The sequence below is a fragment of the Colwellia demingiae genome, assembly GCF_007954275.1.
Classification (GTDB): Bacteria; Pseudomonadota; Gammaproteobacteria; order Enterobacterales; family Alteromonadaceae; genus Colwellia; species Colwellia demingiae.
Map to the genome: position 1 here is coordinate 125,444 of NZ_VOLT01000004.1, position 26,590 is coordinate 152,033.

At 39.0% G+C, this 26,590-nt stretch carries 22 protein-coding genes; 16 read left to right on the forward strand and 6 right to left on the reverse strand.

Features of this window, described 5'->3' with window-relative positions:
* Positions 1-51 precede the first annotated feature (51 nt).
* From ESZ36_RS08660 to lpxC, 13 genes are all read left to right on the forward strand, one after another.
* Positions 52-1,827, forward strand: coding sequence for a peptidoglycan D,D-transpeptidase FtsI family protein (locus ESZ36_RS08660; protein WP_146786417.1), 1,776 nt, complete (start codon positions 52-54; stop codon positions 1,825-1,827).
* Positions 1,820-3,427, forward strand: a complete 1,608-nt coding sequence (locus tag ESZ36_RS08665; RefSeq protein ID WP_146786420.1) for a UDP-N-acetylmuramoyl-L-alanyl-D-glutamate--2,6-diaminopimelate ligase — start codon at positions 1,820-1,822, stop codon at positions 3,425-3,427. The genes ESZ36_RS08660 and ESZ36_RS08665 overlap by 8 nt, the downstream gene beginning before the upstream one ends.
* Positions 3,424-4,965, forward strand: coding sequence for a UDP-N-acetylmuramoyl-tripeptide--D-alanyl-D-alanine ligase (locus ESZ36_RS08670; RefSeq protein WP_146786422.1), 1,542 nt, complete (start codon positions 3,424-3,426; stop codon positions 4,963-4,965). The genes ESZ36_RS08665 and ESZ36_RS08670 overlap by 4 nt, the downstream gene beginning before the upstream one ends.
* A complete protein-coding gene (gene mraY, locus ESZ36_RS08675) occupies positions 4,965-6,047 on the forward strand; it encodes a phospho-N-acetylmuramoyl-pentapeptide-transferase (RefSeq protein ID WP_146786425.1) in 1,083 nt (360 codons plus the stop codon). Before ESZ36_RS08670 ends, mraY begins: the two co-directional genes overlap by 1 nt.
* Positions 6,048-6,116: 69 nt before the next feature.
* Positions 6,117-7,532 (forward strand): UDP-N-acetylmuramoyl-L-alanine--D-glutamate ligase, encoded by a 1,416-nt coding sequence (gene murD / locus ESZ36_RS08680; RefSeq protein WP_146786428.1) that lies wholly within the window; start codon positions 6,117-6,119, stop codon positions 7,530-7,532.
* Entirely contained in the window at positions 7,523-8,836 is a 1,314-nt protein-coding gene (gene ftsW / locus ESZ36_RS08685) for a cell division protein FtsW (protein ID WP_146786431.1), read from the forward strand. The genes murD and ftsW overlap by 10 nt, the downstream gene beginning before the upstream one ends.
* The gene (gene murG / locus ESZ36_RS08690; RefSeq protein WP_146786434.1) at positions 8,836-9,999 is read left to right on the forward strand and encodes an undecaprenyldiphospho-muramoylpentapeptide beta-N-acetylglucosaminyltransferase; all 1,164 of its coding nucleotides are present in this window, start codon (positions 8,836-8,838) and stop codon (positions 9,997-9,999) included. Before ftsW ends, murG begins: the two co-directional genes overlap by 1 nt.
* Before the next feature lie 86 nt (positions 10,000-10,085).
* Complete coding sequence (murC, locus tag ESZ36_RS08695; protein WP_246129059.1) at positions 10,086-11,501, forward strand: UDP-N-acetylmuramate--L-alanine ligase; 1,416 nt, start codon at positions 10,086-10,088, stop codon at positions 11,499-11,501.
* 23 nt (positions 11,502-11,524) lie between these two features.
* On the forward strand, positions 11,525-12,466 hold the full coding sequence (locus tag ESZ36_RS08700; RefSeq protein WP_170235810.1) for a D-alanine--D-alanine ligase: 942 nt from the start codon (positions 11,525-11,527) through the stop codon (positions 12,464-12,466).
* Positions 12,467-12,475: 9 nt separating this feature from the next.
* On the forward strand, positions 12,476-13,345 hold the full coding sequence (locus ESZ36_RS08705; RefSeq protein ID WP_146786443.1) for a cell division protein FtsQ/DivIB: 870 nt from the start codon (positions 12,476-12,478) through the stop codon (positions 13,343-13,345).
* Entirely contained in the window at positions 13,346-14,581 is a 1,236-nt protein-coding gene (gene ftsA / locus ESZ36_RS08710; RefSeq protein ID WP_146786448.1) for a cell division protein FtsA, read from the forward strand.
* 124 nt (positions 14,582-14,705) lie between these two features.
* Positions 14,706-15,866, forward strand: coding sequence for a cell division protein FtsZ (gene ftsZ, locus ESZ36_RS08715; protein WP_011045188.1), 1,161 nt, complete (start codon positions 14,706-14,708; stop codon positions 15,864-15,866).
* 273 nt (positions 15,867-16,139) lie between these two features.
* The gene (gene lpxC / locus ESZ36_RS08720) at positions 16,140-17,057 is read left to right on the forward strand and encodes a UDP-3-O-acyl-N-acetylglucosamine deacetylase (RefSeq protein ID WP_146786451.1); all 918 of its coding nucleotides are present in this window, start codon (positions 16,140-16,142) and stop codon (positions 17,055-17,057) included.
* 345 nt (positions 17,058-17,402) lie between these two features.
* On the opposite strand, the gene ESZ36_RS08725 is transcribed toward lpxC, so the two are convergent.
* A complete protein-coding gene (locus ESZ36_RS08725; RefSeq protein WP_146786454.1) occupies positions 17,403-17,909 on the reverse strand; it encodes a DUF721 domain-containing protein in 507 nt (168 codons plus the stop codon).
* 114 nt (positions 17,910-18,023) lie between these two features.
* On the opposite strand from ESZ36_RS08725, the gene ESZ36_RS08730 reads away from it, so the two are divergent.
* The 3 genes from ESZ36_RS08730 (at position 18,024) to mutT (ending at position 22,164) form a co-directional block, all read left to right on the forward strand.
* Positions 18,024-18,875, forward strand: a complete 852-nt coding sequence (locus ESZ36_RS08730; protein ID WP_425457378.1) for a peptidoglycan DD-metalloendopeptidase family protein — start codon at positions 18,024-18,026, stop codon at positions 18,873-18,875.
* A gap of 90 nt (positions 18,876-18,965) precedes the next feature.
* Positions 18,966-21,647, forward strand: coding sequence for a preprotein translocase subunit SecA (gene secA, locus ESZ36_RS08735; protein WP_146786460.1), 2,682 nt, complete (start codon positions 18,966-18,968; stop codon positions 21,645-21,647).
* Positions 21,648-21,729: 82 nt separating this feature from the next.
* Positions 21,730-22,164: an 8-oxo-dGTP diphosphatase MutT gene (gene mutT / locus ESZ36_RS08740; protein ID WP_146786463.1), complete on the forward strand. Its 435-nt coding sequence runs from the start codon at positions 21,730-21,732 to the stop codon at positions 22,162-22,164.
* A 27-nt stretch (positions 22,165-22,191) separates the two neighbouring features.
* Here the strand turns inward: mutT and yacG are convergent, their stop codons facing one another.
* The 5 genes from yacG to ESZ36_RS08765 form a co-directional block, all read right to left on the reverse strand.
* Positions 22,192-22,428: a DNA gyrase inhibitor YacG gene (gene yacG, locus ESZ36_RS08745; RefSeq protein ID WP_146786466.1), complete on the reverse strand. Its 237-nt coding sequence runs from the start codon at positions 22,426-22,428 to the stop codon at positions 22,192-22,194.
* 373 nt (positions 22,429-22,801) lie between these two features.
* Entirely contained in the window at positions 22,802-23,554 is a 753-nt protein-coding gene (zapD, locus tag ESZ36_RS08750) for a cell division protein ZapD (protein WP_146786469.1), read from the reverse strand.
* Between the two features lie 60 nt (positions 23,555-23,614).
* Complete coding sequence (gene coaE / locus ESZ36_RS08755) at positions 23,615-24,223, reverse strand: dephospho-CoA kinase (RefSeq protein WP_146786471.1); 609 nt, start codon at positions 24,221-24,223, stop codon at positions 23,615-23,617.
* Between the two features lie 51 nt (positions 24,224-24,274).
* Entirely contained in the window at positions 24,275-25,183 is a 909-nt protein-coding gene (locus tag ESZ36_RS08760) for a prepilin peptidase (RefSeq protein WP_281285037.1), read from the reverse strand.
* A gap of 111 nt (positions 25,184-25,294) precedes the next feature.
* Entirely contained in the window at positions 25,295-26,551 is a 1,257-nt protein-coding gene (locus tag ESZ36_RS08765) for a type II secretion system F family protein (RefSeq protein WP_146786474.1), read from the reverse strand.
* Between the last annotated feature and the right edge of the window lie 39 nt (positions 26,552-26,590).

Here is a 26,590-nt window from a genome sequence, read left to right on the forward strand (position 1 = left end):
AGCCGAGCCTAAGTTAGGCAATAGCAAAAGTAATAATATATATGGAGCGGTGTGAATAAAAAAGCAGCCAAAAACAATAACCCACTAAATACCGCCCCATGGCGTTATTATTTAGTGCTGGCTGTTGTTGCTCTTATTTATATCAGTTTGATGGCGCGAACCGCCTATATCCAGATAATTGAACCTGAAATGCTGAAAAAACAAGGCGATTTACGCTCTTTGCGCGTTGCTGCTAATACTGTTCAACGCGGTTCAATTGTTGATCGAAATGGCGCCGAGCTTGCCATCAGTGTACCCGTTGAAACGGTTTGGGCAGATCCTAAGATTATTATGGACAACAATGCCCTCGCTATGACCAAGCATTGGCAAGCCCTTGCAGACGTACTTGATCAAGATATAAACAAACTTATTGCTCGTGTGGTTAAAAATCCACGCAAACGTTTCATTTATTTAGAGCGTAAAATTTCGCCAGCGATGGCAAATTACATCAAAGAATTAAAAATCCCAGGAATACACTTACGTAAAGAGTCGAAGCGCTTTTATCCTACGGGTGAAATTAGTGCTCACCTTATTGGTTTCACCAATGTTGATGATAAAGGCATTGAAGGCATCGAGCGTATGTACGATGAATTACTCACGGGTACAGGCGGCGCTAAACGTTTTAGAAAAGATGCCAAAGGCCGAAAAATTGAAATTATTTCTGTTGAAGAACCAGAACAAGCTAAAGATATTACCTTAAGTATCGATCAACGTATTCAAGCAATAGCTTATAAAGAACTCAAAGGTGCGGTGCAGGCATTTAAAGCGACTTCAGGATCGGTAGTGGTAGCAAATATCCATACCGGTGAGATATTGGCAATGACCAATAGTCCATCGTATAACCCAAATAACCGTCGTAACACGGCAATTCATCGCTTTAGAAATCGTGCTATTACTGATATTTATGAGCCTGGATCTACCATGAAACCACTCACTGCGTTAACTGCGTTAGAATTTGGTTCAGCTAAGGCTAATTCTATTATAAACACCAGCCCTGGTTGGATGCGTTTAGGCGGACGTCGAGTCAGTGACCCTATTAATCGTGGTAAGTTATCAATTGAAGAAATCTTGGTCTCCTCATCAAATATGGGCACTACTAAATTAGCACTCTCTGTGCCAAAGGATTATCTATTAACCAAATTTTTTGATGCAGGTTTTGCTGATGACACGGGCACCAACCTAGTTGGTGAGAGCGCTGGTATGATGCATGATAGAAGTCGTTGGTCTAAATTCGAATTAGCAACCCTCTCTTGGGGCGCAGGACTTGCGATCACTCCTGCGCAATTGACACGTTTTTATATGGCTCTCGCTAATGGCGGAATAAAACGTAGATTAACCATCGTAAAAAACAATGGTGAAACGACTGACCCAGAAGATCAGGAAAGAATTTTTTCTGCCAAGAATAGTCTCGCTATCACTCATATGCTTGAAGCCGTGGTAGATGAACATGTACCAAAAGCAAAAATTGATGGCTATCGTGTCGGGGGGAAAACAGGTACTTCAATTAAAGCCGTCGCTGGTGGTTATGGTAATGATTATGTGGCTTTATTTGCCGGTGTTGCACCAATTTCCAATCCTGAGATCGTTGTTGTTGTGGTCATTAACGAACCTAGTGGAGACCTTTATCATGGTGGCGAAGTTGCCGCACCGGTATTTTCACGAGTGATGAAAGGTGCTTTACGTGTTCTTAATGTTGCTCCAGATGCACAAAAATCACGAACAGCCAGTGAGCATATTAAGTTTACGCATCCAGCACAAAAACAAGTAGCAGGAGAACATCATGCCTAAACCTGCTAGCCAAAATATAGTGACTTGTTTGACGGGATTTTCCATTGAACTACCAAGCTCAATTAATTTAATGGGCTTTTGTGGTGATCTTCACAACGATAGTCGAGCTATTGTTGAGGGTGACATTTTTTGCGCTATTATTGGTCATGATCAAGATGGTCGCCAATACATTGAGCAAGCAATAAAACAGGGTGCTAAGTTAGTGCTTGCTGAGTGTGAGAATATTACCGAACATGGTGATGTTACTTTTGCGTCAAGCCAAAACAAGGTAGCGATTGTTAAGTTCTATCAACTTAACCAGCATTTATTTACCCTGGCAAAAAATTACTATCAAGCGCCCCAAGATAATATGACCCTAGTGGGTATTACCGGTACCAATGGTAAAACCACCACCAGTCAATTGTTAGCTCAGATGCTTAGTGCCTATGATAAACCTTGTGCCGTTATTGGTACAAATGGTGCTGGACCTTTAGAGAATTTACAGCCTATAGAAAATACTACCCCTGGTGCTTGTGAATTACACCACATATTCAAGCGTTTTAATGATGATCACTCTGTCCATGGCAAGTTTAGCTATGTAGCGATGGAAGTGTCTTCTCATGCTTTATCACAAAAACGCGTGCAAGCAGACTTATTTGATATAGCCATTTTTACCAATTTAAGCCGAGATCATCTTGATTACCATGGTTCAATGGCAAGTTATGGTGAGGCGAAAAAGCAGATATTTAGTGCGGATAGTAACCAAGTTGCGGTCGTGAACTTTGATGATAAACAAGCGAAAAAGTGGCTAAAAAACTGGCCTGAACAACAAACGCTTTGGTTATATGGCCGTGAAAAAACTATAAACACCCATAAGCACTTTGTAACAGCTAAAGGTATTAATCACCATAGTCATGGTGTCTCATTTACCTTAACGAGCCATTTAGGTGATATCGATATTACCAGTCCATTATTGGGCGATTTCAACATTGATAATTTATTGGCGGCCATCAGTGTGCTGCTTATCCAAGGCATACCATTAAGCGAACTTCCCTATTTAGTTACTCAAGTGAATGCAATAGCTGGTCGAATGGAAGCAACCAGTGCTAAATATTTAGCAACCGCCGTAGTCGATTATGCTCACACGCCTGATGCGTTAGAAAAAGCGTTGCAAGCTTGTCGTCAACATTGTGCAGGTGAGCTTTATGTTGTGTTTGGTTGTGGCGGTGATAGAGATAAAGGCAAAAGGCCTTTAATGGCACAAGCGGCAGAAAAGTATGCTGATCATTTGGTCGTTACCAATGATAACCCGCGTAGTGAAGATGCCCAATTGATAGCAAATGATATTGTTGCCGGTTTTACCAATCCAGATGCAAAGCAAATAACGATTATTTTAGAAAGAGAACACGCGGTATTGAAAACCCTGAATAAAGCAAAGCCTGGCGATATTGTACTGTTGGCAGGTAAAGGTCACGAAGATTACGTCATTGTTGCTAAGCATGATGAACATGGTGCAATCATTGGCACCCAGAAATTAGCTTATAACGAACGCTTAGTAGTGAAAAACTTTTATCAAAAGCATGCAGGCTTAGCCACATTATCTAATGAGGCAAACTTATGATTACAATTTCACTGACTACTTTAGCTAAAGTTACTGATGGCGAACTCATTGTTCCAGAAAAACAGGCTGCGCTAAGTTTCGATGATTTAGCTATAAACGATTTAGTCATTGATAGCCGCGCCATTGATGAAAATTCTGATAAAGACATTGCTTTTTTAGCGCTCAAAGGTCCTAGTTTTGATGGTCACCGTTTTGCAGAGCAAGTCATCAAACAAGGGTGTCAATTACTCATCGTTGATCATCATTTGAACTCAGTGACTGATACCGCGCAATTAATCGTTAGCGATACGCGTATTGCCTTAGGTAAAATTGCCGCGTTTGTTAAAAAAGAAGTAGCCCCAAAAACTGTCGGTATTACTGGTAGTAGTGGAAAAACAACCGTTAAAGAAATGGTTGCGGCTATCTTATCTCGTTTAGGTAAAGTCTTAGCAACTGATGGTAATTTTAATAATGATATTGGCGTGCCATTAACGTTACTTCGCTTAGATAACAGCCATGATTTTGCTGTTATTGAAATGGGGGCTAATCATATGGGTGAAATTGCCTATACCACAGGGTTAACTCAGCCAGATGTTGCCGTGATTAATAATATTGCCGCAGCGCACCTAGAAGGTTTTGGCGATTTATGTGGCGTAGCTCGGGCAAAAGGTGAAATATTTTCAGGTCTTGGCGAAAATGGTGTTGCCCTATATAACCAAGACACCAAGTACACCAGTAAATGGCAATGGCGTTTAACGGATAAAACGGTTCGTACCTTTTCTTGTGTTAATAAAGCCAATTGTTATAGCGAAAAGGTCAGTTTAGACAACAATGGTTGCGCCAGTTTTACCTTGCAAAGCGAGCAGGGCTCTTGTGTTGTCACGTTAACTATACCTGGCCAGCATAATGTTTGTAATGCGGTTGCTGCGGCTTCTATTGCGTTAGAATTTGGTGCCAGCCTTGAAGACATTCAGTTAGGTTTAGCTCAAATGCAGCCAGTCAAAGGTCGATTAAATTTACACCAATTAGAAAATAAAAAAACGGGCTGCAACATAAAACTGATTGATGATAGCTATAACGCTAACCTTGAATCAGCAAAAGCGGCCGCGCAATTATTATCAAGCTATCCAGGTAAGCAATTACTTATTCTAGGTGACATGGGCGAGCTAGGTAGTGAAGCACGAAGTTATCATCAAGAGGTTGGCGAGTTTGCTAAGCACTTACAGTTAAATACTCTATTGTCGTTAGGTGTGTTAAGTCAAAGTGCCAGTGATGCTTTTGCCAAAGACAATCACAAAAATGATCAAAGTCAGCATTTCAATCAAAGAGCTGATTTGATGACCCATTTATTTACCATGTTGAGTCAACAATTGTCTGTTGGTCAGCAAGATATTGCTATTTTAGTTAAAGGCTCTCGAAGTGCACATATGGAGCATGTAGTGACAAAAATTATTGATTGGTTTGAACAAATGAATACCCAGCAAGCTATAAATCAAGAACAAAGTACTAGCCCAGAAAATGTTGCTAGTGATAATCAAAGTAAAGAAGGTATGGCTTAATGTTATTGTGGTTAGGTGAGTATTTAACTCAATTTTATTCAGCGTTTAATGTTTTCTCCTATTTAACATTTCGCGCCATTATCAGTACGCTAACCGCGTTATTTATATCATTGTATTTTGGTCCTAAACTTATTCGTTATTTGCAAAAAATGCAAATTGGTCAAACGGTAAGAGATGATGGTCCTGAAAGTCATTTATCTAAATCAGGTACACCCACTATGGGCGGCCTGTTAATACTCGCTTCCATTGTGGTCAGTGTTTTACTCTGGGCTGATTTAAGCAATATTTATGTTTGGGTGGTGTTATTCGTAATAGTGAGCTTTGGCATTGTTGGTTTTGTGGATGATTATCGTAAGGTCATTCGTAAAGACGCGAATGGTCTAATAGCTCGTTGGAAATACTTTTGGCAAACTGTCATCGGTTTAAGCACCGCGCTATTTTTATATTTTATTGCACAAAGCCCGAATGAAACAGCGTTATTAATACCTTTTGTGAAAGAGTTATTACCGCAGTTAGGCATCTTTTATGTAGTGATGAGCTATTTCGTTATTGTCGGTACATCAAATGCGGTTAACTTAACTGATGGTCTTGATGGTCTAGCTATTGTGCCTACCATTATGGTCGCAGGGGCTTTTGCATTATTTGCTTATGTCACGGGTAATGTAAATTTTTCAAGTTACTTAAATATTCCACATATAGCTTTAACAAGTGAATTAGTCGTCGTTTGTACCGCAATTGTAGGTGCAGGGTTAGGCTTCTTATGGTTTAACACTTATCCAGCACAAGTCTTTATGGGTGATGTCGGTTCTCTTTCGTTAGGCGCAGCACTTGGTGTTATTGCGATACTTGTTCGCCAAGAATTAGTTTTATTTATTATGGGCGGTGTTTTCGTTATGGAGACCGTCTCAGTTATTTTACAGGTTGGTTCATATAAAATGCGCGGTCAGCGTATTTTCCGTATGGCGCCAATTCATCACCACTACGAATTAAAAGGCTGGCCAGAGCCGCGAGTCATTGTTCGTTTCTGGATTATTTCATTGATATTAGTATTGATAGGTTTAGCGACCTTGAAGTTACGCTAAATAAAACCGTTAAATATATAATGTTTAAAAAAAGATAGTTAAACAAAATAAGGTAAATTTAAATAAGTTATGACTTGGTTAACAGCGTTTAAAGATAAAAATATTGTCGTGCTAGGAGCAGGAATGACAGGTTTGTCATGCCTACGTTTTTTGCACGCACAAGATTTGTCATTTGCTGTTAATGATTCACGATCTATGCCTTTTATAAATACTGAAGAACAAACTCAATACGAGCATAATTATCCAAATGCTAAATTTGTGCTCGGTCAATGGCAACAAAGTTTAATTTCCAATGCTGATATAATTATTGCCAGTCCAGGTATTGATTTAGTCAGTGAAGGTCTTACTGCACTTATTTCAGAAAACTGTCAGGTTATAGGAGATGTTGAATTATTTTGCTTAGTTAACAATAGCCGCACCTGCCCCATGGAAATGTTGGCAGTCACTGGCTCAAATGGTAAATCTACCGTAGTGTCACTGTTAACTTATCTAGCAAAAGCTATCGGGGTTAATGCTGCATTGGCAGGTAACATCGGAGAGCCAATACTTGATCTGCTTCAACGAGAACATCTGGGCGACTCTCGGCGTGCTAATCAACCAGACATTGTCGTTGTCGAGCTTTCGAGTTTCCAACTAGAAACGTTATCTAGCATGCATGCTATTGCCGCGAGTGTGCTTAATTTAAGTGATGATCACCTAGATAGACATAAGACCTTAGCGAATTATCAGGCCATTAAACAAAGCATTTATCCACAAGCAAAAATTGCCGTAGTTAGTAGAGAAGACCAAGCAACCAATACTTTAATTGAAATTCAAGAAACAATTTCCTTTGGTTTAAATAAACCAGAGCAAGACTGTTTTGGTCTGCAAGTCATCGATAATAAGCAGGTATTGATGTTTGGTGAACAAGCATTAATTTCAATTGATGAATTACCACTTGCCGGTATGCATAATGCACTCAATTATATGGCCGCTTTAGCGCTCGGTTATAGCGCTGGTTGGCCGTTATCAGCCATGACAGAGAACCTCGCAGGATTTATGGGCTTAGCTCATCGTTGTCAACGTGTGGCGAGTGAAGATTATATTCAATGGATTAATGATTCTAAGGCGACAAATGTTGGTGCAACACTCGCCGCTATTACTGGTTTAGCCCCGACGATTACCGGTAAAAACAAGTTAATTCTTATTGCTGGCGGTGATGGCAAAGGGGCTGATTTTTCACCGCTGACCACTATAGTAAATTGCGATGTAAATCAGCTGATTACTTTAGGTAAGGATGGCGCTGAAATTGCTAATTTAGTGAGTGATGCTATTCAAGTAAATACGCTTAGTGAAGCCGTAGAACAAGCTAAGAAAATAGCTAAACCAGGTGACATGGTCTTACTATCACCAGCTTGCGCTAGTATTGATATGTTCAAAAATTATCAAGTACGCGGTGAGCAATTTATTGCTGCAGTACAAGCTAAGGAGGACTCATGTCGTTAGAAAAAACCATGACCTTAGCCAGAACAATGTCTTTAGAAACGACTCAAGCAATATCAAAGACGTTATCACAAGTGCCAGTACCGCCATTACCTGAGTGGATTAATCGCCTTATGGCGGGTTCAAATCAATATGGCGCAAATGCTTTCGACCGAAGCTTTATCGTGTTGGGACTTACTATGTATATGGTCGGGCTCGTCATGGTCGCATCTTCATCTATACCGGTAGCAGAACGCCTATTCAACAATCCATTTCATTTTGTAATTCGCCACGGTATTTATATTGGATTAAGCCTTGCTGTAGCCGGTGTTGCTTTACAAATCCCTATGTCTTGGTGGCATAAAAACAGTAGTTACTTATTAGGCTTTGCCATTGTATTACTTGTAACTGTGTTGCTAATAGGTCGCTCAGTAAATGGCTCGACTCGTTGGATTGTGCTTGGCCCGATTACGGTGCAAGCAGCAGAGCCAGCCAAGTTGTTCTTCTTTTGTTATTTATCTGCCTACCTAGTACGTCGTCGTGAACAAGTAATGGAAAACCTAAAAGGTTTTATCAAGCCGTTGATTGTTTTTGGCGTTATGGCTGCATTGTTATTATTACAGCCTGATTTAGGTACTGTTATTGTGATGTTTGTTACCACGTTCGGTTTGTTATTTTTAGCTGGCGCTAAGTTATGGCAATTTATCGCCATGGCATTAGTTGGAGCCACGTCATTGGGAATGCTTGCTTATTTTGAACCCTATCGCTGGCGACGAGTGACTAGCTTTTTAGACCCGTGGCAAGACCCATTTGGCAGTGGTTATCAGCTAACCCAATCATTAATGGCTTATGGTCGTGGTGAAGTATTAGGTCAGGGGTTAGGTAATAGCATACAAAAATTAGAGTATTTGCCAGAAGCGCATACCGATTTTGTTATGGCTGTTTTGGCTGAAGAATTCGGCTTTGTCGGGATAAGTGTGGTGCTACTACTGAGTATGACCTTGGTTTACAAAGCACTTATTTTAGGACGTTATGCACTGGCTAAAGAAAAATATTTTGAAGGTTTTTTAGCGTATTCGATCGGTATTTGGATGTGTTTTCAAGCAGCGGTAAACATTGGTGCAAGTGCAGGAATTGTACCTACGAAAGGATTAACAATGCCACTGATTAGTTACGGTGGTAGCTCGATGATAATTATGACTCTAGCGTTAGTTCTTTTAATACGCATCGACCATGAAATTCGTCTACAAAGTATTCAGGCGACTAGCTCGAAAAGAACGACTAAGAAAGAGTCTAAGAGTAAAATTAAGCAAAATGGTGATAAATAATGAGCGCTAATCATGGCCAAGGTAATAAAGGTTTAACAAAAACTTTGTTAGTCATGGCTGGTGGCACCGGCGGACATATATTCCCCGGCATTGCGGTTGCCGATGAACTTAAAGCGCAAGGGTGGAAAATCCATTGGCTAGGAACTGCCGATCGTATGGAAGCTAAAATTGTTCCTGAGCATGGTTATGATATATCGTTTATCAATATAAGTGGTCTGCGTGGTAAAAATCTATTAGCAACGCTTGTTATGCCTTTTAAATTGTTACGATCCTTGATACAAGCAAGACGTGTGATTAAAACAGTGAAACCTGATGTTGTTTTAGGCATGGGTGGCTATGCTAGTGCACCGGGTGGTTTAGCAGCATGGCTTAGTAAAATACCGCTAATTATTCATGAACAAAATGCTGCTGCTGGATTAAGTAATCGTTTGTTAGCCCGTATTGCCGATAAAGTATGCTGCGCTTTTCCTAATGCTTTTGTTAGCGAAATTGATGTTGAAGTAGTTGGTAACCCACTACGAGCATCCATTGGTCAACAAGCAGAGGTTGTTGAAAATGCAAAGCAAAGTAATCGAGGTAGTAAAAATATTCTCGTGGTGGGTGGTAGTTTAGGCGCTCAAGTCTTAAATAACGTGATGCCGAGTAGTTTTAAGATCCTATCAGAAAGTGATGAGAAATATTGTATATGGCACCAAACGGGCGACAATAACCAAGCACAAGTCACTGCATCTTATAGTCAAGAGAATATCGAGACAGGCAGAGTAAAAGTTACTGAATTCATTACTGATATCGCTGAAGCGTATCAGTGGGCTGATATTGTCATTTGTCGTGCAGGAGCGCTAACCGTGTCAGAATTAGCCATGGCGGGAACACCAGCTATTTTTGTACCACTACCGCATGCCGTAGATGATCATCAAACAAAAAATGCGCTATATCTCGTCAAGCGTGAGGCAGGAAAGTTATTGCCACAGAAAAAATTGAATAATGAGAGTATCACGTCGTTAATAATCGAGCTATTTGATCAGCCTCGAACTTTAGCTGATATGGCTAAAGCTTGTTTGAGTGCTGCAAACAGTGATGCAAGTCAGAAAGTAGCAAAATTGTGCCAACAGCTTTCAAAATCGAATGGCGCAGAACTTAGAAATAATGAAGAGAAAATATGATTAAGCAAGTTAACCCAAGTAATAGTAGCAGCTCAAATACTAATTCAATTAAAGGTACCAACTCAACTGTAGCTCAGGTACCTGAAATGCGCCGGGTAAAACGTATCCATTTTGTTGGCATAGGTGGCGCTGGTATGGGCGGTATTGCTGAGGTGTTGCTTAATGAAGGTTATCAAATTTCAGGTTCAGATATTGGTGAAAACCAAGTGGTTAAACGCTTAAAAGCCCTAGGTGCGACCATTGTCATTGGTCACAATGCAGAAAATGTGGTTCAAGCCAGCGTAATAGTAGTATCTACTGCGATAAACAGTGAAAACCCTGAACTAGTTAAAGCAAAAGAATTACGTATTCCTGTGGTTAGACGAGCAGAAATGCTAGCTGAATTAATGCGTTTTAGACACGGGATTGCTATTGCAGGTACGCACGGAAAAACAACCACTACGAGTTTAATTGCCAGCATTTTTGCTCAAGGAAAATTAGATCCTACGTTTGTTATTGGTGGCTTACTAAATAGTGCAGGTACCAATGCCCGATTAGGTAGTAGTCGTTACTTGGTTGCGGAAGCTGATGAAAGTGATGCCTCTTTTTTACATTTACAGCCTATGGTCGCGGTCATTACTAATATCGATGAAGATCATATGGAAACTTACCAAGGTGATTTTGAAAAACTTAAAGATACCTACATAGAATTTTTACATAACTTGCCATTTTATGGTTTAGCCGTTGTATGTATTGATAACCCAGTAGTGCGTGAATTATTACCACGCATTAGCCGTCAAGTGATCACTTATGGTTTCTCCGAAGACGCCGATGTAAGAGCAGTAAATTATCAGCAAAATGGTGCCGTTAGTCATTTCACCGTTGAGGTCGCAGGGCAGGAACCGTTAGATATGAGCGTAAACTTGCCTGGTCAGCATAATGTATTAAATGCTTTGGCTGGTGTAGCAGTAGCGAAAGACGAGGGAGTTAATGATGAAGCGATTTGTCAGGCATTAACCGAGTTTGAAGGTATTGGTAGACGCTTTGAAAAACTAGCTGATGTTACTACAGCTGCGGGTAATATGGTTTTGGTTGATGATTACGGTCATCATCCGAGTGAAGTAAAAGCCACTATTTTAGCTATGCGCCAAGGTTGGCCAGATAAACGTTTAGTCATGGTTTTTCAACCGCATCGTTATTCTCGAACTCGCGATTTATATGAAGACTTTGTTGAAGTGTTGTCAGAAGTTGACTGTTTATTCTTGCTTGATGTTTATGCTGCGGGAGAAACACCGATCTCGTCTGCTGATAGCAAAAGCTTAGCACGGTCAATTCGTCTACGTGGTCAAATAGAACCTGTTTACGTCAGTGATGTAGATAAATTGCCCCAATTATTAGCGGCTCAGTTACAAGATAACGATATGGTTATTACACAGGGAGCCGGAAGTATTGGCGCGGTAGCTCGTAACTTAGCTGATCATAGTTTGTTGCATGTTAACTCTACAGCTAAGGGTGACAAGTAATGGGCAATACTTTGGAACCTTCAATGGATAAATCACTAGCATTGCTCAAGCAAGAGAAGATTGCTGTGCTTTATGGTGGTAACTCAGCAGAACGTGATGTCTCACTGAATTCCGGGAAAGCGATTGCCAAAGGCCTGGAAGACGCGGGTTTTAATGTTGTTTTAATCGATACTCAAATAGTGCCGTTAACTGATTTAGTGAGTAAAAAAATAGACCGGGTTTTCATTGCCTTACATGGTAGAGGTGGTGAGGATGGTTGTTTGCAAGGTGCACTTGAGTATTTAGATATTCCCTATACAGGCTCGAATGTTTTAGGTTCCTCGCTTTCAATGGATAAAGTACGAAGTAAACAAATTTTTAAAGCGTGCGACATACCAACAGCACCTTTTACCGTCGTTAATAAAGCTGATTTTGCAACATTATCATTAGAAAATATTCTCGCTGACTTAGGTGGTCGAGTGATGGTGAAACCAGCGAATGAAGGTTCAAGTATTGGTATGGCACAGGCGAAAAACATTGTGCAATTGCGTAACGCGTTAATTGAAGCGTTTGGTTTTGACACCCAAGTATTACTCGAAGCTTGGATTGATGGCCCAGAATATACCGTCACCATTTTAGGTGATAAGGCTTTACCTGCTATTCATATGGAAACGCCACGTGAATTTTATGATTATGAGGCAAAGTATCAATCGACAAGTACACAATATCACTGCCCATGTGGATTAAATGAACGTGATGAAGATGAAGTGAAATCTTTGTCTATTAAAGCGTTTAATGCAACAGGTGCTCAAGGATGGGGACGGGTTGATATAATGCGTAATAGGGCTGGCGAATGGCAGATATTAGAAGTTAATACTGTACCTGGGATGACAGAAACGTCGCTCGTACCAAAAGCAGCAAAGGTATTCGGTTTGAACTTTAGTGAGTTAGTGACTCAAATTTTACAGCTTAGTGTCAAAGAGTAATAAACGACTATGACGAAAAAACAGCAAGGCAATAGCAAAACAGCAACACAACTAGGCCAAGACAGCACGTTGTCTTTTGGTTTGGGTTTGGTGTTTTTTATTGTCGTGCTGTTTAGCCTAATAACGATCAGTTATTGGCTTACTCAGCATTTCATTGGTCAAGAAAGTGCACCGGTAACCTCAATTGTGGTTTCCGGAGAAATGCCTTATAGCCAACGTAGCGATATTATCAATGCGATAGATCAGGTTGATATGGGGAATTTCTTTCAAGTCGATGTTAATGAAGTACAAAGTTATGTACTGACTTTACCTTGGGTATACTCAGTAGCTGTAAGAAAGCAGTGGCCGAATGAATTGAAAATATATGTAGTTGACCAAAACCCGATAGCATTATGGAATGGCAATTTTTTGATCAATCAGCTTGGTCAAGTTTTTCAGGCTGATATTGAACGTATTAATCATTACCTTCCTAACTTTTTTGGTCCTGAAGGAAGTGAGTTGTTAGCGTTAGAAAACTATAGAGATCTCAATGCATTACTTGACTATAAAGCACTAAAAATTGATGAGTTAGTACTGAGTGAACGTTTTTCTTGGCAGCTAACCTTGGATGATGGCGTGACCTTAAATTTAGGTCGTGAAGAGCGAGTTGAGCGTATTCAACGTTTTATGGATGTTTATCCAATAATTAAAGCACAGCTAAAGGCGAAAAAAATTACAGAAAAACAGCAAAATCAGGCGGTTGATTACATCGATTTGCGGTATGATACGGGATTGGCTGTTGGTTGGAAAACAGTAGATAAAATTACACGAATTAAATTGCATAAAAATAGCAATAATAATCACCTTAAATCAACACTATTAGTTAAGAGTTTAAGTTAAATGTCTAAAGCAGCAGAAAGAAAATTAGTGGTTGGCCTTGATATAGGCACCTCCAAAATATCTGTCGCAGTAGGAGAGATTACGCCAGACAACCAATTGAGTATTATTGGTGTTGGTAATCAACCTGCTCGCGGTATGGATAAAGGCGGAGTTAACGACTTGAATTTAGTTATTCAAGCGATTCAACGCGCCATTAATGAAGCTGAATTGATGGCAGACTGTCAAATAAGCTCAATATATTTAGGTATTTCAGGGAAGCATATTAGTTGCCAAAATGAAAATGGCATGGTGCCAATTAATGACAAAGAAGTTATTCAAGAAGATGTCGATAATGTAATTCATACCGCGCGTTCAGTTCCTATTTCAGCAGAACGCCGTATGCTGCATGTCCTTCCGCAGGAATACAGCATTGATTGTCAAGACGGTATTAAAAGTCCAATAGGCATGTCTGGTGTACGTATGGAAGCTAAAGTTCATATCGTTACTTGCGCCAACGACATGGCTAAAAACTTAGTGAAATGTGTTGAACGCTGTGATTTGACAGCAGATCAATTGATTTTTTCAGCATTAGCTTCAAGCTATGCGGTGTTAACCGATGATGAAAAAGAATTAGGTGTGTGTGTTGTTGATATGGGCGCAGGCACAATGGATATTTCAGTCTTTACTGGTGGAACTTTACGACATACAGCGGTAATCCCTGTAGCAGGCAATCAGGTCACTAGTGATATTTCTAAAATATTTAGAACACCACTAAGTCATGCTGAAGATATTAAGGTGCAGTACGCCTGTGCTTTAAAACAATTGGTTAGCATGGAAGAAAGTATTGATGTGCCAAGTGTTGGTGGTCGTCCTGCTCGTTCAATGTCGCGTCATACATTATCTGAAGTGGTTGAACCTAGATATCAAGAGTTATTCGAGTTAATACAAGACGAAATTAGAGAATCTGGTTTAGAAGATCAAATTGCTGCCGGTTATGTACTAACAGGTGGTACGGCGAAAATGGAAGGTGTACTTGAGTTTGCCGAAGAGATTTTCCAAATGCCGGTTCGTATTGCTAATCCATTATCAGTGCAAGGATTAAAAGAGTATGTAAACGATCCTACTTACTCCACAGTAGTTGGCCTTCTACATTATGGTATGCAGGCGACGAGTGAAGTGAATAGTACGGCGAAAAAACGAGAAAGTGTTGGTGACTTTTGGTCAAGAATACATGCCTGGTTTAAGGGCGAGTTCTAAAAATTTGTGTTGTGAGCTGTTAGATGGAAATAACAGTTATCTCGAATTGTTGTTAATTTAAGTAACAAATAACAACAGTTTATTAAATATTTTAAGTTATTGTAAGTAAAACGGAGAGAGAAAAATGTTTGAATTAATGGAAGACCATAGCGAAGAAGCGATAATTAAAGTTATCGGCGTTGGTGGCGGTGGTGGTAATGCCGTTGAACACATGGTTTCACAAACGATTGAAGGTGTCGAGTTTGTTACAGCAAACACAGACTCGCAAGCGTTACGTAATTCTTCTGCAGATGTCACTTTACAACTTGGCGCTGATGTCACTAAAGGGTTGGGCGCTGGCGCAAACCCTGAAATTGGCCGTTGTGCAGCTGAAGAAGATAGAGAAACTATTAAGCAAGCCTTGCAAGGTGCCGATATGATATTTATCGCAGCTGGTATGGGTGGTGGTACAGGTACTGGCGCGGCACCTGTAGTTGCTGAAATTGCTAAAGAAATGGGGATTTTAACGGTTGCTGTCGTAACAAAACCGTTCCCATTTGAAGGTAAAAAGCGAATGAACTATGCCGACCAAGGCATTGAGTTTTTATCTAAAAGCGTTGATTCACTTATTACTATTCCTAACGAAAAGTTACTGAAAGTACTTGGTCCAGGAACTAGTTTATTAGATGCCTTTAAAGCAGCAAATAACGTGTTACTTGGCGCAGTGCAAGGTATTGCAGAATTAATTACTCGTCCTGGTTTGATAAATGTCGATTTTGCCGATGTACGTACTGTTATGTCTGAAATGGGTACTGCTATGATGGGTTCTGGTACTGCTTCTGGCGATGATAGAGCACAAGAAGCTGCAGATGCTGCTATTTCAAGTCCTTTACTAGAGGATGTGGATTTAGCTGGTGCACGCGGTATCTTAGTTAATATTACTGCAGGCATGGATATTAGTATCGATGAGTTTGAGACTGTCGGTAACGCCGTCAAAGCTTTTGCTTCTGAAAATGCAACTGTTGTTGTTGGTGCTGTTATTGATATGGATATGACAGATGAGCTTCGTGTAACCGTTGTTGCTACGGGTATTGGCGCTGAAAGTAAGCCTGATATTACGTTAGTAAACCCTATGCCAATGGCCGAAGCAAAAGTTGTAGGTGGCGATTATACACCAGCTGCACCACAGGCAAATTTAGCGACTGAAGCAATAGCTATGACTGATAGCAATGCGCAAAAAGCAGCAGCAACGGACTTAGATACCTATTTAGATATTCCTGCCTTTTTACGTAAGCAAGCGGATTAACTATCTAGTTATTAGATCTAACTAAGTTCAACTGTCATTGGTATTTTTGATTTTAGCGCTTTTTTTTGATATATTATGCGCCCTGAAAAGAGCTTAGCTACTTTTACTCCTAAATCTTTGCTTAGATTTAATAGGGAGTCGGTAGGTAGTTCATTTTAATAATGGGGTAAAATGCTGCATGTAGATGTTTTTATATGGCTCAGTGCTAAGTAAAAAATTTATAAAAGCAATTGCATTTATTAACCAATAAAAAGCAAAGTAAGCGAGGCTGATATGATTAAGCAACGTACATTAAAAACGAGTGTTTCAACAGTAGGTGTTGGTTTACATAAAGGTGAAAAAGTGCAGGTTACTCTCCGTCCTGCGCCAGCAAACACCGGTATTGTTTTCCGTCGAGTTGATCTTGACCCTGTGGTTGATATCAAAGCGTCACCAGAAGCTGTGGGCGAAACAACGTTATGTACCTGTTTAGTTAATGAGCAGCAAGTTAAGGTTTCAACAGTTGAACATTTACTCTCAGCTGTTGCAGGCTTAGGTATCGATAATTTAATTATTGATGTTGATTCAGCTGAAATTCCTATTATGGATGGCAGTGCTTTACCTTTTGTTTACTTAATTCAATCAGTAGGCATTGAGACATTAAATGCGCCAAAACGCTTTTTGCGTATTAAGAAACCTATTCGCGTTGAAGAAGGCGATAAATGGGCAGAGTTATTGCCTTATGAAGGTTTTAGGGTCAATTTTTCTATTGAATTTGAACATCCCGTTATTGAGAAAACTTGTCAAACCATGAGTATGGACTTTTCTAGTTGCTCTTTTATTAAAGAAATTAGTCGTGCTAGAACCTTTGGTTTTATGAAAGATATTGAGTTCTTACGCTCTCATAATTTGGCGTTGGGTGGCAGTTTAGAAAATGCCATAGTGCTTGATAATTATAGAATGCTTAATAAAAATGAATTACGTTATGATGACGAATTTGTAAAGCATAAAATACTTGATGCTATTGGCGACCTTTATATGGGCAGTGCGAGTATTTTAGGTGAATTAAACGCTTTTAAATCAGGACATGGTTTAAATAACCTATTGCTTAGAGAAGTCTTTAAACGGACTGATTCATGGGAATGGGTAACGTATGAAGGTGATAAAGCTTCACCGATAGAATATCAGGAAATTAACGCCACTGCATTTTAGTTTATACCCATTACTATTCAAAGTGCAGGATTTCAGTGGGAATTAAAATGGACTTTAGGCAAGGGAAATTATTTAAGCATAGTCACTCTATGGTTTGATTATTTAACGCCGTATAAAGTCATTTTAAACCCATCGAAGAAGCGCTTGAGCAACATTACTTCATCGTTGTTGTGAATTATAATGGAACAACCATTATTTCTTCAAAGCGCCTTGAATTGAAATAGCTCAAGCACTCTGAAAGCTGCATCTTGATTGGTAACGGGTATATCCACGCTTCTCAAAATGCGGACATTACTCTATAACTATTTAAGGTCAGTGTTCGCATAGTTTAATTCGTTGCACAGCTTACTTTCTTCCCGCAACAAGTGCTAATTTCTCTAGTTTTTCTTTCAAGCCTTTCGGTGCGTTTTTTGCGATTTCCAAAAACTGCTTGGCGGTTTTCTCGTTCACAACATAATTACTTTGGGTGGACTTTACGGGTACTGATTGCAAAAGATCAGCGCGTGTTTTTTCGGTAACTTCATGTAGTTGCTGGCGAAAACCCTGTGGGTTGACTTTAATTTCTATTTTTTGAAAGTTACCATCAGTGCTACTCATTAATGCATTACAAATAGTGTTGCGTTCAAACTGTAGTCGTTGTCCCCAAACAGGAGACTTCACTTCTATAATTAGAGTATCTTTTCGGCAATTTGCAATATGCCAAGCATCTACTGGCAAATCAGGGCAAATTTGCCGTACAATGTCCGCCAAGATGGTCAAAGAGTTGGTTTTTGTCTGAATATGTGCCAAAGTGCCTGTCGTTGTTTGCAATAGCGCTGACATATTAATAGGGACTTTTGATTTTCTAGCCATTGTTGTCACCAAAAATTAGCAAAACTCAGTAATAATGCTTACTGAATAAATTAACCGAAATAGATGCCTATGAGTTTAACACTACTATACCGAGGAAAGAACGTCAGATTTTCAATGCGCCTTACTAAATTGCATTGGTTATCAGCGGTGTGTGCCTTTGCACTAATTTCCGGGTTAATTGTTCATCTAATTGCCAGTAATAAATCACAACCTAATGGCGATAAGTACCAAGTTTTATCTCAAAATCACCTAGCTCCGATTCAGGTTAAAAATCAACAAATTACTGCACTGACAATTAAATTAGCTGAATTGCAAAGCCAGGTATTACGTTTAAATGCCCTAGGTGATCGTTTGGCTGATGATGCTAACATTCCTGAGAAAGAATTTAACTTCAACAAACTCCCTGCGAGTGGCGGGCCAGCATCGAAGACTTTGTTAGTGAATGATAAAACACTGAAACAACTCTTTATTGAAATAGAGGGCTTTGAAAGTGAGTTAAATTATGAAGAAAAACAGCTACAAATGCTTGAATCTTTAACCTTTGGTCACCATATACAAAATAATGGTTACTTATCTGGTAGGCCGATAACCAAAGGTTGGTTATCTTCATATTATGGTGTTCGTAAAGACCCATTTAATGGTAAGCCTACAATGCACAAAGGCGTTGATTTTGCTGGAAAAGAAAACACCGCCATTATTGCTACTGCTTCAGGAGTTGTTACTTGGGCGAGTAAACGCTACGGCTATGGGCAACTCATTGAAATAAACCACGGTGGGGGATTAACGACTCGCTATGGTCATAATAAAGATTTACTGGTAAATGTTGGTGATGTTGTAAATAAAGGGCAAAATATTGCGCGTATGGGCAGTACTGGCCGCTCAACAGGGCCGCATGTTCACTATGAAATATTACGAAATAATAAACAAATTAATCCAATTAAATTTGTTTATCGCAAAGGGAAATAACCGACAAAAGCAGTAAGCGGTTATCATAATACATTCACGAAAGGTGGCGAACGTAGCCATCAATAATTCTCACTAAATGGTTTAAATAAGATGTTTGGAAATTTGTTAACAAAAATGTTTGGTAGTCGAAATGATAGATTACTAAAACAAATGAGCAAAGAAGTAACTAAAATAAATGCACTTGAACCCGTATTAGAAGCGTTAAGTGATGAAGAATTAAAAGCCAAAACCACTGAGTTTAAAGAGCGATTTTCTCAAGGTGAAACAGTAGAACAATTGTTAGCTGAAGCTTTTGCTGTAGTAAGAGAAGCCAGTAAACGAGTGTTTGGTATGCGTCATTTTGATGTGCAAATGATTGGTGGCATGGTACTAAATGAAGGCAAAATTGCCGAAATGCGTACTGGTGAAGGTAAAACATTAACGGCAACTTTGCCGTCATACCTTAATGCGTTGACTGATAAAGGTGTTCACGTTATTACTGTCAATGATTACCTTGCTACTCGTGATGCAGATTGGAGTCGTCCTTTATTTGAATTTCTTGGATTAACTGTTGGCTGTAATGTTGCAGGAATGACAACTCAAGATAAACAAGCTGCATATCAATCTGATATCACTTACGGCACAAATAACGAATTTGGTTTTGACTATTTACGTGACAATATGGTGTTCTCACCGCAAGAGCGTTCTCAAAAGCCACTACACTTTGCCATTATAGATGAAGTTGATTCAATCCTAATTGACGAAGCTAGAACGCCACTGATTATTTCAGGTCAAGCTGAAGATAGCTCTGCACTTTATAAGATAATTAATACTTTAGTACCTACGCTTGAACAGCAAGAAGAAGAAGATAAAGAAGGTGAAGAAAGCACGGGTGATTTCACTATTGATGAAAAAGCCAAGCAAGTTTATTTAACAGAGCGTGGCCAAATTCATATTGAAGAGATTATGGTTGAAAAAGAGTTACTCACTGCAGGTGACACTTTATTTTCAGCAGCTAATATAACGTTATTACACCATGTTATGGCAGCACTTCGCGCTCATAAACTGTTTCAAAAAGATGTCGATTATATCGTAAAAGATGACGAGATAGTCATTGTCGATGAGCATACAGGTCGAACGATGGAAGGTCGTCGTTGGTCTGAAGGTCTTCATCAGGCAGTTGAAGCAAAAGAAGGCGTTAATATTCAAAATGAAAATCAGACGCTAGCTTCTATCACCTTTCAAAACTATTTCAGAATTTATGAAAAATTGTCAGGTATGACCGGAACTGCGGATACTGAAGCTTTCGAATTCAATCATATCTATGGTCTAGAGACTGTTATTATTCCTACCAACCAGCCAATGGTTCGTAAGGATTTGTCTGATTTAATTTACTTAACGACAGACGAAAAATTTGAAGCAATTTTAGCTGATATACAAGATTGTGTGAAACGCGGACAACCGGTGCTTGTCGGTACTATTGCGATTGAAACGTCAGAATTCTTATCTGATTTCTTGAAAAAAGCAAAAATTAAGCACAAAGTACTTAATGCTAAGTTTCATCAGCAAGAAGCTGAAATTGTCGCTGATGCAGGTAAAGAAAATGCAGTAACAATAGCGACTAACATGGCTGGTCGTGGTACCGATATCGTTTTAGGAGGTAATTTAGATGCCACCATCGCGAAGTTAACTGATCCTAGTGAAGATGATATTGCTAAAGCTAAAGAACAGTGGAAAATTGACCATGATCGTGTGCTTGAGTTGGGTGGTTTACATATAGTCGCGACAGAACGTCATGAGTCTAGAAGAATTGATAATCAGCTTCGTGGACGTTCAGGTCGACAAGGTGATGAAGGTTCAACACGTTTTTACCTATCAATGGAAGATTCATTGATGCGTATATTTGCCTCAGAACGTATTTCAAACATGATGCGTAAGTTAGGTATGGAAAAGGGTGAGGCTATTGAACACCCTTGGGTTACTCGTAGTATTGAAAATGCACAGCGTAAAGTTGAAGGTCGTAACTTTGATATGCGTAAGCAACTATTAGAATATGATGATGTTGCCAATGATCAACGTGGTGTTATCTATGAACAACGTAATGAATTACTTGATAATGAAGAAATTGGTTCAGTCGTTGAAGCAATTCGCAGTGATGTCATTAATGGTGTAATTGAACAGCACATTCCACGTCAATCATTAGACGAAATGTGGGATATACAAGGCCTTGAAGAACAATTGAAAGGTGAGTATTCAACTGAGTTAACTATCGCTAAATGGCTTGAAGACGATAGTAAACTTCATGAAGAAAGTTTACGCGAAAAGATCATTACTGAATTTGAACAAGCTTATAAAGATAAAGAAGAAGCTGTTGGCGTTGATGTTTTACGACAGTTTGAAAAAGCAGTGATGTTGCAAAGCTTAGATTCACATTGGAAAGAACATTTATCAGCCATGGATCACCTACGTCAAGGTATCGGGTTGCGTGCTCATGCGCAAAAGAATCCTAAACAAGAATTCAAACGTGAATCTTTTGAGTTATTTACTGAAATGTTAGATAACTTAAAGTATGACGTTGTAGGTATTTTATCTAAAGTACAAATTCGTGCTGAGTCTGATGTGGAAGCGGTAGAAGAGCAGCATAGAAAGTCTGAAGAATTACCAATGGACTTCCAACACCAATCAGCATCAAATCCTAGTGAGCAAGCGCAAACTCCTCGTGTAGGTCGCAATGAACCTTGTCCATGTGGTTCAGGTAAAAAATATAAACAATGTCATGGCAAGCTTGCCTAGTAACTAGGTTCGTTGTCAATACAGAAAGCCAGTCGAATGACTGGCTTTTTTTATTTTAGAGAGATTTTAGAGAAGTGAAGTTATGAATAAAGTTGTGCACGTTGCGGTAGGAGTCATTACTAGGCCAAGTGATGATGTAGGTTGTCGATATTTCTTAACTAAACGACTAGAAAAGGCCCATCAAGGCGGAAAATGGGAGTTTCCAGGTGGTAAGGTGGAAAACAACGAAACAGTTGCTCAAGCACTTGCTAGGGAGCTTAAAGAGGAGGTGGCGATTGAGGTGTTATCTTGTCAACCATTCATTAAAATTGAGCATACATACCGAAGTAAAGAGGGAGACGGAAAAGGAGATAAGAGTGTTTGTTTAGACGTTTTTATCGTTGATAACTTTACCGGTGAACCAAGTGCACAAGAGGGACAGGGGCAGGGCTGGTATACTTTGAATGAACTTGAGACGTTAGACTTTCCTAAAGCCAATAAAACCATTATTGATAAGCTCTTAGAAAAGCCTCTCTAATGAAGGGCTTTCTAATGTGGGTATAGTTTATTCTGGCTCAACAAAAAATTTGTTGTTCAGTAAAAACTCATCTTCCATTGCATCCAGCATTTCTTCAGATAAAACAGTGTCAACTTGAATGTTTTGGCTGATCTTATGACTTTCTTCTGCCCATTCTCCGAGATCAATAAGCTGACAGCGTTTGCTACAGAAAGGTCTAAATTCGCTACTTGCTTGCCATACAACAGTTTTTTTACATTGTGGGCAAGGAACTTTTAAGGTCATGTTTGTATATTATTTAAATTTTAAAGTATTGCTAATTATACACGAAAGCTAGTTGCATGGAATCATTTGTAGGTTGGCAGTGTATATACCCAAGCTACCTGATGATGCAAGTTTCAGCTGGAATTATAAATGCCTTTAGGCAAGGCATTGATTGAAGAGAATAGTTATTCTATTGTCGAAATCAATAACGCAGTATAAAGCGTTTATAAAACAGCCCTGCGGGGACACCTGAGCAAACCATGTTCTTCGTTGCCTCCTTTTTTAAGGGAATAATCCTTATAAAAAGGAGGCGCCTTGATCATGAATCGCTCAAGTGTCCTGAAACACGCATCTTCAAGTGGTTTGGGTATATAGAGCTGTAAAAAGTAATCAGCTAGCAGCGAGCTAATTGAAAGACAGTAGCTTGGTTAGCGTATCTGCGACCAGTATGTTGACAAGGTAACATAAAGCGGATGGAGTAGCGGAACTTGTTGCCGCTGACTGTTGGATAATATGCAGCATCTTTAGCTAACTTTATTCGTAATAATAAAAGCCCTTCACCGTTGTCTTGATAAAAGCCACTATCCACTTCTATAGATTCAAACTCAGCACGAAGTCTAATAAACTTAAGCACTATTGCAAGAGCAGATGATATATCACTTAATAGATTGAGCCATTGCTGAACTTCTTGTTTTATTTGTACTTGATCTTGATGAAGCCAAAAATGCAACTGTGGTAAATCAAAACTAGAACTTCCACCTTGAATGGCAAAACGTTGTTTTAAACAAGAAAGTAATTTATCTTCTTTTAATAGCCACCAAGTGGGTCGTGGTATTCTCAGGTGACTAACTAATTTAACCGTTTCAGATAAATTCTTTTGAAGTGCACTGGTGTCTACGTCAGGAATTTTTGACCAAACAACAAGGTTCTGCTCTAGTTTCTCTAAATCTTTAATTAAATCACCACGGGTATCGTTCCGCTCTAAGGTATCTAATATGGAAAATAGCGCATTAAAAAAAACTTGGTGGCTAGTGAGTATACTGATATCACCACTAAGGCATGAGTATGCCTGAGCGAAGAATTGCTCAAGTTTTAGGTAGTTTCGTATTCGCTCATTGAGCGGATGTTCATATAAGACCGTAGACATACAAAGTTTTGTAACCAGTTAACCAAAAATGTAAATAAAGAACTATTTCATTGTTGATTTTTAAACCATTTTTGTCAAGGTTAAATACTTTCTATCAAGTGATAGAACGGCTTCTTTGATTTCTGATAAAGGGGAATCATCATTGTTAATAATATCATCGGCGGCGTTTACTCTGGTAGTACGGTTTGTTTGACTTGCTATTATTGCTTTGATTTCTTGTGCTGAACTGCTATCTCGTACTAGGGTGCGTGTTATTTGAGTTGTTTCACTCACATCAACGATTAATACACGATCAACTAATTCAAGTAGGTCATTTTCAATGAGTAAAGGGGCAACTAAAATACAATATGGGCTTTTAGCTTCCTTAGTCTGCATCACAATATTAATGCGTATTAAGGGGTGTAATAACTTATTCAACCAAAGCTTATCAGCTTTATTGCTAAAAATTCGACTTCGTAATAAGGCTCTATTGAGGTGACCATCAGCTTGAATATAGTCATCACCGAAGTGCTTGGCAATTGCTTTCAATGCAGGGCTGTTAACCGCAACAACTTCTCTAGCAATAATATCAGCATCAATAATTTCAACACCCAATGCTAGAAAGTAATTGGTAATTGTGGTTTTACCACTACCTATTCCGCCAGTAAGACCAATAACTAGTTTAGACATAATTAAAATAGCTCAGAGATATTGAGAGTAAGTTTTCACTCAACTTGTGAATTAAAGAAGCTTCTGTAAGTACCATGACCAAATACCATCACCCCATAATAAAGTGATCCAACCAGCCACCGCTAAATATGGGCCAAAAGGGATGCCTTGTTCTCTTTGATGGTTTTTGAATAGCATTAAAGTAATACCAACAATTGCGCCAACAACTGATGCCATTAAAATAAGAACAGGTAGTAATTGCCAACCAATCCAGGCACCAAAAACAGCGAACAATTTAAAGTCGCCATAACCCATGCCCTCTTTACCTGTTATTACTTTAAACAGCCAAAAGACAGAAAATAGGCTCATATAACCAACAACTGCGCCAATAACAGCATCGGTTAATGGGACAAAAGTCGCGTTTATATTTATCAGTAAACCTAACCATAAAAGTGGCAGTGTAATTTGATCAGGTAATAACATGTGATCAAAATCTATCATGGTAAGTGTAATCAAACACCAAGTGAGTAACAAAACCCACAGTGTAGATATTGTTGCCCCAAAATGCTGAGCAACAATAAGACTTAGTAACATGGTAGAAAGTTCAATTATGGGATAACGAGCCGAAATTTTATTAGTACACTGACTACATTTTCCCTTTAGAAATAACCAACTTAATACAGGGACATTTTCATAAAAGCGAATTTTATGATCACAGTTGGGGCAGGTAGAGTCAGGTTTAGATAAGGTGATTTTAGTAAGTTTTTTTGCTTTAACATTAGCAACTTCTTCAGCTAGAAACTCTCGACAGTCATGATACCAGACATATTCCATCATTTTAGGGGTACGATAAATGACAACATTAAGAAAGCTACCTATGATCAATGAAATTAGGGCAACCGCAATATAGAAGAAGGTAGGGGATTGAATGAATAACTGGGATAAGTGGTCGAAAAAAGATACAAAATTAGTATATAACAAAGTGGCTTCCATGTTTAAAACTGAAGAGATAGATGAATAAATTTAGTAACATTAAAATGGAGCAGCATAAAGATAGTACTGCTCCATTTGTATATACAAATATGTATCGGTTTATACAATTTTCCCTATCTCAAATATTGGTAAGTACATTGCGATGATAAGGCCACCAATAACAACACCTAATACAGCCATAATCATAGGCTCTAAAAGAGCGGTTAAACCATCTACCGCATCATCAACTTGTTGCTCATAGACATTGGCCACTTTCGATAACATATCATCAACAGCACCAGACTCCTCTCCAATAGCCACCATTTGAATAACCATATCAGGAAATATGTTACAGTTACGCATAGCTAAATTCATCTGCATACCAGAAGATACCTCAGCTTTTACTTCTAATATAGCATCACGAAATACAGCATTACCAGAGGCTCCTGCGGCAGAATCTAAAGCATCAATTAGCGGAACACCGGCGGCAAAAGTTGTAGATAATGTTCTTGCGTAGCGAGCAACTGCTGCTTTTTCTAATAAATCACCAATAACAGGTATCTTTAATATATTTTTATCTACATTGTCACGAAACTTAATACTGTTTCTATGGGCTCTTTTAAATAAGAAAAATGCCAAATAAATGCCAGCTAAACCAAAATACCAATAGGCCTGCATAAACTCAGATAGTGCAATTACCATTAAAGTAAATCCAGGGAGTTCAGCGCCAAAACTTGCAAATATCTCCTGGAAAACAGGTACAACAAAGATAAGTAGTATTGATGTTACGATAAAGGCAATAACTAATACTGCTATAGGGTAGGTCATCGCTTTTTTTATTTTACTCTTTAATGCTTCTGCTTTTTCTTTGTAGGTAGCAATTCGGGCATAAATGGTTTCTAAAGCACCTGACTGTTCACCGGAGGCCACCAAATCGCAATACAGATCGTCAAAATACAGCGGGTGATCACGTAAGCAGTCTGATAAAGGGATACCTGAAGAAAGTTTGTTACCAATATCTCCAAGAAGCTTACGCATTTTACCGTTATCATGACCAGAGCCAATCATTTGGATTGTTTGTACTAAGGGAACACCTGCACCTAACATGGTAGAAATTTGACGAGTAATATTAGCAATGTCGGCAGGGGTTATTGGTTTGTCGCCACCTAAACCAAACAAAGCTTTAGGTTTTTTCTTAACTCGACTTGGTGTTATACCTTGCTTCCGTAATTGTGATTTTAGTTCAATAACATTATTAGCAGGGAGTTCACCATTAATTTTTTTTCCTTTACGGTTAACTCCGTGCCAAACAAAGATATCTTGCTCTTTAATTTTAGATTTATCTTTAGCTGATTTCTTTTTTGTTGTGATAGCCATAGTTAACCTTGGTCCATGAATCACTTTACTCTCGCCTTA